General features: G+C 39.6%; 12 protein-coding genes. 4 read left to right on the forward strand and 8 right to left on the reverse strand.

The features are described 5' to 3' along the window. Positions 1–745 precede the first annotated feature (745 nt). Positions 746–1,021, reverse strand: a complete 276-nt coding sequence (locus tag QZ562_RS14440) for a hypothetical protein (RefSeq protein WP_293761507.1) — start codon at positions 1,019–1,021, stop codon at positions 746–748. Between the two features lie 770 nt (positions 1,022–1,791). After that, positions 1,792–1,992 (reverse strand): hypothetical protein, encoded by a 201-nt coding sequence (locus QZ562_RS14445; protein ID WP_293761511.1) that lies wholly within the window; start codon positions 1,990–1,992, stop codon positions 1,792–1,794. 229 nt (positions 1,993–2,221) lie between these two features. On the opposite strand from QZ562_RS14445, the gene glgC reads away from it, so the two are divergent. Together glgC and QZ562_RS14455 are read left to right on the forward strand one after the other, a co-directional pair. After that, positions 2,222–3,439: a glucose-1-phosphate adenylyltransferase gene (gene glgC / locus QZ562_RS14450; protein WP_293761514.1), complete on the forward strand. Its 1,218-nt coding sequence runs from the start codon at positions 2,222–2,224 to the stop codon at positions 3,437–3,439. A 54-nt stretch (positions 3,440–3,493) separates the two neighbouring features. Then, positions 3,494–4,414: a glutaminase gene (locus QZ562_RS14455; RefSeq protein WP_293761516.1), complete on the forward strand. Its 921-nt coding sequence runs from the start codon at positions 3,494–3,496 to the stop codon at positions 4,412–4,414. A 332-nt stretch (positions 4,415–4,746) separates the two neighbouring features. On the opposite strand, the gene QZ562_RS14460 is transcribed toward QZ562_RS14455, so the two are convergent. From QZ562_RS14460 to QZ562_RS14470, 3 genes are all read right to left on the reverse strand, one after another. Further along, on the reverse strand, positions 4,747–5,484 hold the full coding sequence (locus QZ562_RS14460; RefSeq protein ID WP_293761518.1) for a class II aldolase/adducin family protein: 738 nt from the start codon (positions 5,482–5,484) through the stop codon (positions 4,747–4,749). A gap of 923 nt (positions 5,485–6,407) precedes the next feature. After that, positions 6,408–7,184 (reverse strand): phytanoyl-CoA dioxygenase family protein, encoded by a 777-nt coding sequence (locus QZ562_RS14465; protein ID WP_293761520.1) that lies wholly within the window; start codon positions 7,182–7,184, stop codon positions 6,408–6,410. Positions 7,185–7,259: 75 nt separating this feature from the next. After that, positions 7,260–7,445 carry a hypothetical protein gene (locus QZ562_RS14470; RefSeq protein ID WP_293761522.1) on the reverse strand — a complete coding sequence of 62 codons (186 nt, stop codon included), beginning with the start codon at positions 7,443–7,445 and terminating at the stop codon, positions 7,260–7,262. Between the two features lie 499 nt (positions 7,446–7,944). Here QZ562_RS14470 and QZ562_RS14475 point away from each other — a divergent pair, with 499 nt between their 5' ends. Both QZ562_RS14475 and egtD read left to right on the forward strand, forming a co-directional pair. Further along, positions 7,945–8,817, forward strand: a complete 873-nt coding sequence (locus QZ562_RS14475; protein WP_293761524.1) for a class I SAM-dependent methyltransferase — start codon at positions 7,945–7,947, stop codon at positions 8,815–8,817. 173 nt (positions 8,818–8,990) lie between these two features. Continuing rightward, positions 8,991–9,980, forward strand: a complete 990-nt coding sequence (egtD, locus tag QZ562_RS14480; RefSeq protein ID WP_293761527.1) for an L-histidine N(alpha)-methyltransferase — start codon at positions 8,991–8,993, stop codon at positions 9,978–9,980. Positions 9,981–10,585: 605 nt separating this feature from the next. Here the strand turns inward: egtD and QZ562_RS14485 are convergent. From QZ562_RS14485 to QZ562_RS14495, 3 genes are all read right to left on the reverse strand, one after another. Further along, positions 10,586–11,167, reverse strand: coding sequence for a hypothetical protein (locus QZ562_RS14485; protein ID WP_293761529.1), 582 nt, complete (start codon positions 11,165–11,167; stop codon positions 10,586–10,588). 477 nt (positions 11,168–11,644) lie between these two features. After that, positions 11,645–12,988 (reverse strand): TldD/PmbA family protein, encoded by a 1,344-nt coding sequence (locus tag QZ562_RS14490; RefSeq protein WP_293761531.1) that lies wholly within the window; start codon positions 12,986–12,988, stop codon positions 11,645–11,647. Further along, a complete protein-coding gene (locus QZ562_RS14495) occupies positions 12,988–14,373 on the reverse strand; it encodes a TldD/PmbA family protein (RefSeq protein WP_293761534.1) in 1,386 nt (461 codons plus the stop codon). The genes QZ562_RS14490 and QZ562_RS14495 overlap by 1 nt, the downstream gene beginning before the upstream one ends. Between the last annotated feature and the right edge of the window lie 643 nt (positions 14,374–15,016).

Genomic DNA, 15,016 nt, shown 5'->3' on the forward strand with positions numbered 1-15,016 from the left:
GTATTGTAAATAGCGAGTTACTTAGGTGACAACAAACTAAAAAAAGAAAGGCAATCTTATAAATCACCAAATCTACACCAAGAAAAACCATCAGATCTGGAAAAAAAGCAATTTTGATTAAAGTGGAATGCATCCTAAAAAGTATTTTTCTAGGTAAAGTCGATTGCTAGCACACGAAGTATTCTCATTATTGGTTGATTATTGCGCGTCAGGCAGTTTTTCAGAGTGCGTTGCTTTTTAGCGAATAATGAAGCGTAAGGTTCTTCAAACGGCTGACTTTGTGGAAGCGATTTCTGGACGGCAGGCGAGCCGATTATAAATGATAAGTAATAAATGCGTTCAAAGGTCTAGTATCTCATTAGTTGTTCCGCTCTCAGCCACATTAAGCATTAACTTAACGACGAGATGGATATCATTGGACTAAAAGTATTGCGTCAATTCTCGATAGCAAAGAGGGGTATTAAAATACGAATATGGCTTTCAATTTACTGTCGGCAGTGATTATAGTTTCTACCCAAATCAGCATTAATACCACATAGGTAGTTACGATTTTTTACAACGGGAAACACCGTGGTGATACGGAGTATCTTCAATAGCGACAAGCTGTTTTTTTAGAAGAGTTGCGTAATTTCTTTTAACGATAGAGGTGTATTCTTTCTCGTTTGATATTTGATTAAAAAGAGAGTTATAGTATATCTTTTAATTAAAATAGTGCTTGTTAATTTCTGCAAAAAAAACACTTAGGTCATCCTCTTTTTATACGAACTACTTTCATCATTTCAAAACTCATACCCGCCACAGTTTCCTGTTGAGGGTAATAAGTCATATTTACTCTGGCACCTTTTAAACTTTTATAATTACCTTTGCGCTTGAACTTAAATGGTACATCACAACCCTCTATCACTAAGGTGTGTAAAATCCAATTATCCTGCTCTCGTTGAACATGAGATATAACCTTCATTAACTCGGAATGGGTAAGATTTTTGTTTTTGTCTACTAATTTTTTGGGATCTGATTGCATATATGATTTTTTATTTATTAACCTAACGAATATTCGTCAATCTGACATTTAGCCTTAATCTTTATGCATGGTCAGTGTTTTAGAATTTAGCGACAATGAATGTTAAAAGTGAGACCTTACAAAAGAGTTTGCCAATGCTACAAACTAACTATGTGTCTCAAATTTCTTGCTGTGCCCGGAATGTATTGAAATTAATAGGGTCGGGATATGTGTTGAATACATCCAAGAGAGTGAGCAAGTGGCGGTTATTGTTTGCCGAGAACCCCAGCAGCCAAAAAAACATTATTGCATTATTTACGTTGCAGTATTGATAAAATTAGACTAATCCTGTTCCTTCAATAAATAATGAACAGACCAGACAGCCCTGCTATTTTGAAATTTAGACAAGTCGTTGGAAACACATCAAGGAAATCAGGTCATGACGCATAGTAATACTATATTTTCAAAGACACTAAAATTTATGCCAAGAGATCGATTTGACATCTAGGTAAAATAGCGCTACTCGAGCCAATCCTTTCTTAAAGAGTCGCACGGGTTAGCCTTCGTAACATTATTGCTTTGATAAAATCCGTTTCGTAAAAAATATTAATTTTATCCCGATAGTTTTGTTTTGAAGGCTAAAAGAACCTTGTGTCATTTGTGGTCATTAATCATTAAATGTGACCAGCATTTGACTGTATAACTGAGGCTAAAATATTTTGGTATAGCCTCTCGCATAGCGAGCACTCCGGGTCCAGAAAACTAGGAGCACCTCGCCATGCTTAGTTATATTACTTTTGCTTTTTAGCTGACTCGAAACATTCGGTTTGCCAAATACAACTTATCTGATCGCAATAGCCATCAATGGCACTCGCAAAACAATCAAAATTACCTTCGACTTGCTGAATCAACTGAACCATTTTAACTTTACTCAAACGGCCGGTTTTAACTCCTTTTTCTTTCGCTATCTCACGAACTTGTTTCATGTTCATAGATCATATCCTCGTTTATTAATCTTAATTTAAACTCTATTAGGTGCAAAAAATCAATTTTATAACCTGTTTACAAACTTTGGCATAGCCTGAATACATCACGCACAACAACGGTGCAAAAAGCGTGTGTAAGCAGTGAAAATTGCACAACTCAGTTGCTGCGTTATCGATGAATGGGCTGAAAGTGTTATATTAAAATAAATTTTTAGAACTTAGGATTTAAAAAAATATGGATAAAAACGTACTAGCAATTATCCTTGCGGGCGGCGCAGGTGAACGACTACAGCCACTGACTCAATTTCGGGCTAAGCCATCCGTGCCTTTTGGTGGAAAGTATCGAATTATTGATTTCACATTGAGCAACTGCCTGCACTCGGGCCTTCGCCGAATCCTTGTGCTAACTCAATACAAGTCACACTCACTGCATAAACATCTCCGGGATGGCTGGTCTGTTTTCAACCCTGAACTACAAGAATATGTAACGCCTGTTCCTGCTCAAAAAATTAATGGTGACAATTGGTATCAAGGGACTGCCGATGCAATCTATCAGAATGAGTACCTGATAAAACGCAGCAATGCCGAGTGGACTATTATTTTGTCAGGCGATCATATCTATCGTATGGACTACGCATCAATCCTGAAAACACATCAAGCACTAAATGCGGATGCCACTATTGCTTGTATGAAGGTCCCCATTGAATTGGCTAATCAATTTGGCATTGTGACCGCCGATGCTGGTCAGAAAATAACAGAATTTCAGGAAAAACCCGACATAACCGAAGGCTGCAGTGATGATAAGAATTTCGCACTCGCATCTATGGGCATCTACATTTTCTCAACTAAGCTACTCATCGATATTTTAGAAAAAGACAGCCAAGATGAAAACTCAAGCCATGACTTTGGCAAGGACATACTGCCTAGTTTAATCGATAACAATAAACTATTTGCTCATTACTTTGGTGAATCAGAGGGGCGAGTATCACCCGATAACTACTGGCGTGACGTTGGTACGATTGATTCTTTCTATCAAGCCAATATGGATTTATTAGATCCCGTACCTTCAATGGACTTATATCAAAAAGATTGGCCCATTCGATCCTATCAATCGCAAACCCCACCAGCCCGTGCGGTGCCTGGAAGTTCAGGCACCGAAGGCGTATTTATCAATTCGATGTTGTCAGGTGGTACCGTTATCTCGGGTGGCAACGTCGATCACTCAATTTTATTTCAAAACGTATTTATCGGTGATCAAGCCTTAGTTACCAACTCGGTTATATTCGGCAACGTTAAAATTGGGCGAAAAGTTAGGCTTGATAAATGTATTGTCGACAAACACGTCACCATCCCCGATGGAGAGGTTATTGGCTTTGATCCTGTTAAGGACAGCAAACGCTTTACAGTAACTGAAAATGGAATTGTGGTTATTCCTAAGGATTTTTGTTTTTAGCGCCTTGGATTCAATTGTTAAGTGCATAAATTAAATCGGTAAAAATGGAGTAACGTGCAAAATATTGTAGATCAAATATATCGTGAAATGGCGGCCCGTAATGATCGGGGTAAAGTTGCTGGCTACATTCCTCAATTGGCTTGTGTTGATCCAAATGAGTTTGGCATTAGCCTGATTATGCAAGATGGCACAAAGTACAGCGCTGGGTGTGCCAATACGCTTTTTTCAATTCAAAGTATTTCTAAGGTATTCACACTGACCATTGCCTTGGGTAAATTAGGCGATGAAATTTGGACACGGGTTGGCCGAGAACCATCGGGAGACCCGTTTAATTCAATAGTACAACTTGAGCACGAAGCTGGTAGACCTCGTAATCCATTTATTAATGCGGGTGCTATCGTCATTGCTGATGCCATAATGATGGGTAATGAACCTAAAGAAGCCTTAGCTGAGATACTGCAATTTATTAGGTTTGTTGCCGATGATGACACTATTGGCATTGACGAAAAAGTGGTGAAATCGGAATTGCTGAACGGTAGCAGAAATGCATCACTAGCGAATTTTATGGCGTCTTTTGACCGTTTGCGTAATCCGGTGGACAAGGTTTTGGGAACCTATTTTCATCATTGCTCAATTTCTATGAGTTGTGAACAACTGGCAAAAGCCGGATCATTTCTGGTCTCCAATGGGGTGAATTATTCTACCGGAATTCAGGTGGTACCCGAGCACAGGGCCAGGCGAATCAATTCCTTAATGTTGATGTGCGGGCATTATGATGGCTCAGGAGAATTTGCCTTTCGTGTCGGTCTGCCGGGCAAAAGTGGAGTAGGGGGTGGTATTCTGGCCATCGCGCCAGGCAAGGCTTCGATCGCAGTGTGGTCACCGGGATTGGACAGTATTGGTAATAGTAAATTGGGAACCGAGGCCTTGGAAATGTTAGTGCAGCGCACTGGTTGGTCTATATTCGGTCATTAAAAAGGTTATCTAGTATTAAAACCCAATTAACCGATACCAAGCTGCGATACTCAATCTAAATCTATTTTTTTGTCTTTTATTGGCGGTGGTGCTTTAAAAATCATGAACCGCTCAAACCGATGTTTAATTACTTTCAAATAAAAGTCACCTGAAATTCTAACTGTAACTGTGTCATCGTATGGTGACTAGGCAGTCAATTATAAAAAATCTACAGCAAAGGTTAGTAAAGCAAGCTGATAGGTGCTGTGCTGTATTTTCGAATAGTGTAAGGCCGCTAAGCATACGCCAACCCCTTAACTCGTCAGGAATTGTTTTGATGAGGGGTAATCAGCTCATTGCACTAGATCAGGGTGTTTTCTATAGTACATACGCCGGAGTGCGATGAAATGCTTTTCACCTTCTAGTTTGCTCCATTTAATAATATTTCGACCGAAATCGTTGGCGGTGGCCTCTGGAATGATATTGAGTTCACGTCCCGTATACATAGCCTTTAACTGAACTTCACAAGCTCGATCCAAAAAATAGAGATCGTCAAAAGCATCCCATAAATGGGGTCTTGAAACGAGGACGCCATGGTTAGCGCACATCAACACATCCTTGTTTTTCAAGCTTTCAATAATAGCGCCACCAATAGCCGGATCAACTGGATCGCCATATACCCCAAGATAGGCAATACGATCGGCAAAGCGAAGCGCATGTTGACTGGACATTGTAACCGTTTGATCTTTTAGTAATGTGAGCGCCGTTATATTGGGTTGATGTGAGTGTAAAATAGCTTTGGCGCGTGGGACTTCTCGATGAATAGCGGCATGAATATTCAAATTGCTGGGTTCGATTTCGCCAAATCCTGAAACAATATTGCCATCAAAATCTGATACTAAAAAATCTGAACTTTTGGCTTCGGACCAATGAAGACCATAGGGAAGTGCCAGAAAATGTTCGTCACTATCGGGTAGCGTTGCCGTTAAATGATTCACAACACCCTCATTCCAATTATGTTCCGCCATATAGCGGTGAATAAGAGCTAGATCAAATCGTAACTGATTTTCAACTGATAAATCGTTAAACATATTTAAATCTCTTTAATTTTATTTTGTATTATTTACATCGGCCACATGTTGTAAACGACAATACCTTCATCTATGAATCTAACAGTATAATTGGGGTCATCATGCTCAACCGCCCAACTCAATATCTTGGCCATGTATGCAATGGCGATAACTTGACAGACTGCTTCACCATTTGGTTATGATATTAGAGAAATTAAGATTAGCAGTCACTGGTTTATAAAGTTAGCCCATTCATAAAGCCTGTCAACTTATGGGTGTTCCGAACACACGAGAAGGCATTAAGATAAAAATCGTGAATTTATAATAATATCTGATGCTCCAGTGCTCACATTATAGATGGCATTATATCAGTGTCTTAAGAAAGGCTTTGATAATCCTGCCAATCTTTTATCTTCTTGTATTTATTGAGTTTTGACGACCGCTAGAACATAGAAGGCCCGATCAAAATACTCATATTTAGGAACAGTCCAAAATTATTAACAGGATCTACCTAACAGAGAATGAAGGCTATCAAGGTGATTTTATAGTTATTCTTTTTTCAAATTAACCAACTTAACGTCTAATAGTAGAGCAAACGTTTAACAATATTCAATAATGGGCCGATTAAAATAAGAGAAATAAATCATCAGATGTCTGTGAATTTTTACAGAAACCCCATTAACTGTGAATTCAGGCTACAGTTGATTTACGTGTTGGTAATGGCATATTAACAAGAATCGGTTCCAAAAAAGGTTGATGGGTCTTCAAGAATAAAGTGGGTTAAATATAGGGCCAGCCGAAACAAGGTTCAAAAAATTCAGGCCTTTAAGCATAATCAAAACAGCCTATAGAGGTGTTCTGTTTTCTGCTTAAAGAAACAAACGTTCTGGCCGCAGGCTTATTATCTTGGCGATACCGTTAACTCGTCGTTAACTCATACCGGTTTATTTATCGATTGTTTGGGTTGAGTCGTAACAGATAGGGTTGTAATCACTATTGATAATACCCCCAGGTTTAATGCCAGGCATAAATTTTTGGAAATCTCCGGAGATCATAGTTTGACTTGAAGTAAGGCATGCACCATCTTCAAAATAGGTTGTGGCCAATGCCATTCGAGATTCATCTGTCATATTAGCCCCAGCCGTGTGAAACGATAAGGCGTGGTGAAAACTAATTTCACCCAAATCAAATGCACTGTCATGAATTGGAATTTGATTTTTTAAAAATATGTCGCTTAATTGCATGTCATAGCTAGTGTCAAATTTATTGAACGGCAAGTTGTTAACAAGCTTGTAGGTTTCCATTCCGGCTGCAAACGCGAGGGGTCCCATTTTTTTAGAAATAGGTTGTAGTGGAATCCAAGCGGTACAAATATTCAGGCTGTCAATGGGGAAATGATGATGATCATAGTGCCAAGGCGTACGGCCACATCCTGGTTCTTTCGACAAAGCATTGTCATGATAGAGCCGAACCGCATTGACCTTTAACAGCTTAGTTGCAATCTGAGCAATTCGTTTACTCAGCACGAAGCGTCGAACAAAATCATCTTGCAGCCACATCATTTCGTCACTTCTAAATGCCAGGCCAGGGGCTCGTCCCAGGACTTCTACTAATATTGAACTGATTTGCTCTCTAAGCAACTTGAGTGCATTAGGGTCGATAACATTTTTGAGTTTGATGTAGCCGTCTTTTGCAAACTGATCAATTGATTCCTGGCTCAAATCATAAGGGATCGAAAGGGACTCATGTATTCGGGTTAATTCAGTTGTGTCTGTTTCAACGCTTGGTTCTGATTGTTATACAGCGCGTTCATTAAGCGAATTAATTGTTTTGGCATCATTTTTTGCTAAGGTCATATACCAATTCCACCATTGCTGGTTGTCTTGGTCCCATTCAGAATCAATACCGTCTTGTGTTTTATGTGCGTTTGAAAGATAGTCGGGTAACGGCTTTATCGGAGCGGTTATTTTAGATTTAGACATTGGTATTTTTCCCAAAAAAAGAGAATGCTAACTCAGTTCTAGATATCAAAAAGAATCGGATAACTTAGCTGAATCAATAGGTTATGTCGGAGTAGTATTTCTGAAATATTGCTCAAAACAGCCGTACCCCAAATTAATGTCAATTATAACTTTTAAACCAAATTCCAAAAGTAGAGTGACGTTGAACTAAATGTCTCTAATTTGCATTCGATTAGGTGTAAAAACTATTCAGACCCTGTATAGTTAGACCTGATATAGTGAATTAATTCTAACATTCTACACCATTTTTTCAAATCTTTCGTAAGGTCAGAAAGCCGAAAACAGATCAAATTATTTGAGTTATATTTTTTGACTTTACATCAAAAATTGTATCTTCTAAATATATAAAAATCGGGTACAAACAATCAAACCACATCATACTAATTATACATTATCATCTGACAATGATGACGAAAACCCACCCGCTCTCGATAAAATAAATAGAGACTTTCATTTATCAATGGACCCTTATACTACTGAGCAAAGGATAATCATTGATTCCATTAATCGGTCAGTAGCCAATCTTAAACAAGTGCATGCCTTAAGTGATCAGGATTATGCTCAATGCCTTGAGGTTTTTGAGGCTAGCAGTGATCAGCGGTTCGAAATATTGAACTGGTTAGAAAAAAATGTTCTCTCCCAAATGTCAAAAGGTTCCAATTCTATTCTGAGTGTTGGTTGTGGAACTGGCGCTTTTGACGAACAGATTTTGCAGAATTTAATCGGTCGAATGGAGCAAATTAAATATTTAGGCATTGAGCCAAACAAACTTGAAGCCGCAGAGTTTGTGAAAAGAATGCAAGTAAAGAGTGCTGAGAATACGGTTGTTGATTCTTCTGTTTTGGTGGAGAAATTTGGAGGCCGCTCATTCGGTAAGGATTTTGACCTCGTTCTTTTCGTGCAATCGATCTACTATTTGGATGATCGCAATGATGCTATTGACGCAGCATTAGACGCGTTGAGTCCGGGTGGTGTTTTAATCATCGTGGTTGCACCTGACGAGTCTTTAAACGTCATTGCGAACCTAATTTGGCAGCGCCAAATGGGACACAAGAGTTTTTTCTCTGATGACCTAAGGCTCCACTTTGATACCCTGGGAGTCGAATATAGTGAAACTAGAATCTCTGCAAACCTGAATGTCACGAATTGTTTTAACGTTCTAAGCCGCGAAGGCAGAGACATTATCGATTTTACTGTTCAAGCGCGAACAGACCTGTTGCCAGAGCCATTACAAAAAGATATTTTTGAGTTTTTGTTGTCAATTTCTAAAGTTGAGGCTGGTAACACCTATCTTCCTCACCCCGTTGATATTTTTAGATGCAGAAAAGTATAGTGATCCTATGAGTCTAAAAAAATCGAACCTTTGAGCAAGAGAATAAAAGGCTAATTAATTTTTTGCCTTTGAGTACTGTCCAACAGTAAAACTCCTGTTCGCAGGACCCGCTGACAATCCAGTGTTATATGGCTAGTGAAAACTGAATTACTAATGTAACAATGGAATTAATGATGACTGCCACTGCAAAAAAACGATTGAATGTTGTATTTGAAGATCAGCAGCCTGTAACCGGCGATAATTGTGCTGAATTGATTGAGGGTTTGTCGCATAAGCAGAAGCAGGCTAATCCGAAATATTTTTATGATCAAAAAGGTTCAGAATTATTTGAACAAATTACCCAGCAGCATGAGTATTATCCCTCTCGTGTTGAAAAAGCTATTCTAAGCCAGCATGCGAGTGAAATTGCTAATTATTGTGGAGAAAACTGTGTATTGATTGAGCCAGGAAGTGGCAACAGTGAAAAAGTCCGACTATTACTCGAAAAACTGCAACCTGCAACCTATGTTCCTTTGGATATTTCGGCAGACTTTCTTTATCAATCAGCCCAAAAATTAGGGCGAGAATTTCCATGGTTAAATATTCATGCTATTTGTGCAGATTTCTCTGACCAATGGCATTCGCGCACAGAGCTTGAAAGTGGTCGTCGCGTCATCTTTTACCCTGGTTCTACAATTGGTAATATGAAGCCAGAATCAGCTCAGTCATTTTTGTCTAATTTGAGAGAATGGATAGGTCAAGACGGTAGTGTGTTGATTGGTGTTGATCTACAGAAATCTGAAAATCTGCTTAACGCCGCCTATAACGATGCTCAAGGTGTTACGGCAGACTTTAATCTAAACATGCTGAATTCAATAAATAACCTAGTCAATGCGGACTTCAATTCTGATCACTTTTCGCATTACGCATTTTATAACAACGATCAAAGTCGGATAGAAATGCACCTTGTAAGCGAAAAATCTCAAACAGTGAACATTGATGACAACCTTATTCATTTTGCTAAGGGAGAAACTCTGCACACAGAGAACTCTTATAAGTATAGCCTTGTGAGTTTTACCGCATTATGTAACGCAGCTGGGTTTACACTAGAGAAAAGTTGGGTTGATGATGAAGAACTTTTCAGCGTTCATTACTTGAGTATTAGCAAAAGTCAAAAAATATAATGTCGTGTAACGCTTCGAAAAAAAATTAGTGCCACTGTTTATCTGAAGTATCGGAGTATGCTAGCTTAATGTCAGGCCGACTTGCTTTTAGGTCTGACATTGCGATATTTGTTAGTGTGTAAGGTTGAGATATTGAAGCTGAATCGTCAGAATTTGAGCTTATGTGAGGTCACTCTTATAGGTGCAGGTGCGTTTATAAATTTTTTATTGATTGTGTCAACTATTTTAATGTTCAAAACAGTTATTTTAGCTAATAAATAAAGGGTCAAAGCGTTCGATTTTAATTCTTTGATAAAAGAGCTGTGAAAGCGCCATCAATTGGTGAAATTTAATTTAGCTACTAACTTTTTAATAAAGTTCTGTTATTTTAGACAACAAATAAAATGAGTTTTTTGGGTTTGTTTTGAAGCTATATAAATATTAGGTTGAGGTTTTTTTTAGTGCTCTCTAATAATTGCTTAAAAGCCAATTGACATGCCAGTTCGAGTTGGCAGCACTGATTTAATCTTACCGTTTACCTATAAATTAGAGCGGCAGTCTGAATGCAATATTTGGTGCGCCGCTTTTTCCAAATAAATCTGCTCAAGTTTTCTGTGTCATAGTATTTAGATTGACCAAACTAATTTTGGCCCTGAGTTGATGACATTATCTTGATATAGCGCTGACTTATCCACTACAAGGTCAAGTATGTCGTCATTGGGGCCGTCGAGCGGCCATACCGAATCTGTCAGCCACATACCCGCATAACGACCCTGCTGTTGCAACCTCAGCCTAAAAGCGAAGTAAAGTGTTTCGTTATCTGCACTGATAATCTGTACCAGTCGGAGCGCTCTATTTTCTTCAAGGATAACTTCACTGAGTGTGCTATCCCGATGGTTGATCATTTGTTTGAACGTTGGCCCTTTCAATATTTTGGTAAAATTTTTGAGCGGACCTGTCTGCGTTTTGTTTGAAGGTGAAGCAAAGTTGAATGTGGTTTCAATACCCGCATCTGGGAATGGATAGTCATTGCTTGCGAGTGCGTTGATGACAATTTGAACAACGTCACCTGGCTGCAGTGCGGCGTTGGGCTGAGGCAACATTGGATCCTCTGGCAAAGACTCTGTTGATCCATATAAGGGATTCGCTAAAACTATTAGCATTATAATTAGCAAACTATTTAATATGTGCTTAGCAAAATTACGCATAACTTTTACACTCTTTCTTCAACGAATAGACTACTAACTTAAGTAGTTATGCTTTTTATACGCACGAACCAGCATTTTGGATTTTTGAAATTTATAAACACCACATCTGTTTTCTGGTTGCCTTTAGGCTGGCTATTTTCCCATAAGCGCGTCAATCTTTATAATCTTCAACCGTTACGGGCTTATTAATCTTTATGGCAGGAGCAGGCTACCCAATGCCTTATGGCTACCCATAAGCTAAGCGCCCGTTTGCAGGTGAACGCTTATGAATTTACCCGACAATTTATTAGAGGTTCTTAAAAAAAACAGGCTATAGCGTCTATTTGCAAATAATAAGATTCTGAATAGTCATTAGTGTGTATTCAAAAGGTATTTGTTTGCTCGTGATCTGGGGCAACTATCCTCTTGTGGTTTTGTATCCCTGTTGAGGATAGCTGCTGCTAGTTTACAAGTTGTGTAGGGTGGGTGCCTTTAGCTCTATCCAGAGATTGCGACGTCGGAGAATCGAATGTTCGGCATTAACGCAGATCGACCTTCATCCCAGTGTTGTTGGTTACCAATCATTGATATTTTATTTAACATTTTATAAAAATTACCAGCAACAGTAATACCTCGGACCGCCTGAATTCGTTCACCATTTTTACACAAGGAACCAGAAGCCCCAAAACTAAAATTGCCAGAAATAGCGTTAGCACCGGAATGTAAACCAGATAAATCGGTTACTTCTAAATATTCGCCACTATGCAGTGTCGAAAGGTCGTCGGAACCCTTTGCGATCTCAACCTGATGCAGATTGACGCCCAAAGTAGATTTTGGACCTCGACTCGCGTGACCTGTGGTTTTGGTATCGAAATAAGAAGCGGTAGCGCTATTGTGTATGAGTGTTTGCAGGCAACCATCTACTATTAGCTCTGATTTTTCTGTGGCGCTTCCTTCTGCGTCAAACAAATGATAGCCAAATCCATCTACATTAAGAGGATGGTCATAAATAGTTAATCGTGAATCGGTTATGACCGAACCTACTTTATCTCGCATTGGGTTGATGCCATCTTTTGCGGCTTTGCCTGAAAACATCATAGAGAAAACACCAAACACGGATGTCTGACAGTCGCTATTAAAAATAACATCATAGTGCTTGCTTGGAATAGGCTTCCCATCGAGCAAGCCGATACATTTCTCATAAGTTTTGTCGATTACGGTCGTTGCGTTTAAACCAGAAAATAATCGTGATACTTGGCTTGTCCCTTGCATTGCATTGCTTTCGCCGTCTTCGACTAATGCATAAGCATATGAGGCGCACATGCGACTACGCGATAGTGCGCTTAAACCGGCGCTCGAGAAAATATGTCTTTGGCTCGTTATATCCTGAACACCATTGTAGGGTACGTTTTTTACTTTATCCTTAGTGAGCAGTTTACTTTCTATCTCAAGTGCCATTTCAATTTTTTGCTCAATCGAAACATGTTCTTTTGGGCACAACAAGTCATCATCCGTTATCAGGTAGTCAGAATTTAACAGGATATTCTCATGAGATTCTACTTTAACAAAGCTAGCGTTATTTAATGCCTGACCAACCATAGAACTGAGGGCGTTAGCATCGGCGGCCTCACTGTAAGAAGTACCTACATGGCCGTTTTTAATGACACGTAATCCAAAAATTCGGCTCGAACTGACCTTGTATTCTTCAAGCTCTCCATCACGTGCTTTGAGAGAAAGTGTTTCACCTTCGTCAATGATAAGATCGCCAGTCGCACCGGCATTCTTTACTTGTTCTAATACTTGTTCGGCCATTTGGGCTGTATTCATATTGAAGGTGCTCATTAGGCGTTACCTCCTACCAATATATCATCGACTTTTAGGGTTGCCTGTCCAACAGAAGTCGGTACTGCACCAGAAATCGATCCACACATTCCACAGGCTAACGAAAAGTCCTGCCCAATCATTGAAATTTCTTTAAGTACTTTGGGTCCGGTACTTATTAAAGTGGCGGATTTAACTGGATATTGAATTTTTCCGTTTTCAATATAATAACCTTCAGTAACCGCAAAGTTGAACTCGCCGGTACCCGGTTGAACTGAACCACCACCCATGTGAGTGGCATAAATACCTTTGTCAATAGAAGCGATCATATCGTCGATATTGGCGTCACCTGGTTCAATAAAGGTATTGCGCATGCGTGATGCGGGCGCATATTTGTATGACTCACGGCGTCCTGAACCAGAGCGTGCAAAACCAGTCTGCTGTGCACCAATGCGATCGACCAAAAAGTTAGTTAATTTGCCATCTTTAATAAGCTGAGTTCGTTGTGTGGGCATGCCTTCGTCGTCAATATTAATTGAGCCCCATTGATTGGCCATCGTCCCATCGTCTACTGCATTGACGACCGAGCTAGCGATCATTTCACCCATTTGGTCGTGAAATACAGAGGCTTTTTTTGCGACTGATGTTGTTTCAAGCAAGTGTCCGCAGGCTTCGTGGAAAATAACCCCTCCAAATCCATTGCCAATAATAACGGGCATTCGACCGGACGGGCAGGGCTTTGCCGTCAGATTCACCAGAGCTTGTCTGGCGGCCTCCTCACCTGTTCTTTGAGGGTTGATTGCCGCTTCGATCTCCCAGCCCAGCAAACCACCATCATTCCAGCTGCCTGTCGCTTGTTCGTCACCATCCGACGCAATGGCGGTTAAATTGGCTCGAATATAATTGCGTTTGTCGCTCGTGTGTAAGCCATCGCTATTATATATTTCAACGTATTGCTCTCGTTGCATACAGGAACCACGTGTTCGTGATATTTGTTTGCCCGCAGCTCTGGCAGCACGGTCTGCTGACATTAAGTAGGCAACCTTACTTTCGATTTCTGCATCTATTGAAAGAATTTTTTGGGCTGGATGAATATCGCTTATTTGACTAAAGTTGAAAGATTTTGAAGTGCTAACAGGGTCTCTTAAATCTTTAGCAGCCAATACAGACGCAATGCGTAATAACTCGTCTTGATCAGTCTTATTGGTATAACCATATAAAACCTTGTTGCCGTAAATTAATCTAAGACCAATGCCAAAATTAATGCCCGATTCTACCGACTGGACTTCATTACTGAGTGAGCTGACAACGTTGGTTTCGTTCTTTTCAATGAAAAGTTCAGCAAAGTCTGCACCCAGTAGCAAGGCATGATCAATAACTGATTCTGCTGTTTGACTATTTAGCATGAAGTCTATTCCTTTGAGGTTTTGAGGGAAATTAATTTACTTAGGCAATATTATAGAATCTTATTTCTTACATGAGGCTATAGGATGATCAATTCAAGCGCTTTGACATTACTTCGTTAACGATAGGTTCTGACCGACACATTGATGTCGACTTGTGTTGTTCGCAATCGGGAATCCTTTGTCTGCTTTAACTCCGGTTTGTCGACTGACAAACAGAAGTTTTCCAAGTCGAACAAGCAAAATCACTTTACCCGATATCGAGACCATTATGACCGGAATATGCAGGTGCGATTGTTACATTAAGTCGATAGTAATCATCGAGCACTGACTTATTAATAGATTGTTGCAGATGATTCAAAATACGTTTAAAACAGAATGAAACGCAAGAGACAGGCACTCTTTAGGAACAACAGGGACATAGGAACAACATGGACGGCAGTCTTAAAAATCACCCAATCTACAACCAGAAAAACCTATAGGTTTCAGAAAATAAATAACGATTTTCGGTTAAAAGTGGAATTTAACCTAAAAAGCCGTTTTCCAGGTATAGCTGCCCGTAAACGCTAGAAGCATTCTTAATTATGGGTTGGTTATTGCGATTCAGGCGGTCTTTTGTAGGGTTCGTCGCTTTTTAGCGAATCGT

Source organism: uncultured Paraglaciecola sp. (assembly GCF_913058035.1).
GTDB lineage: Bacteria > Pseudomonadota > Gammaproteobacteria > Enterobacterales > Alteromonadaceae > Paraglaciecola.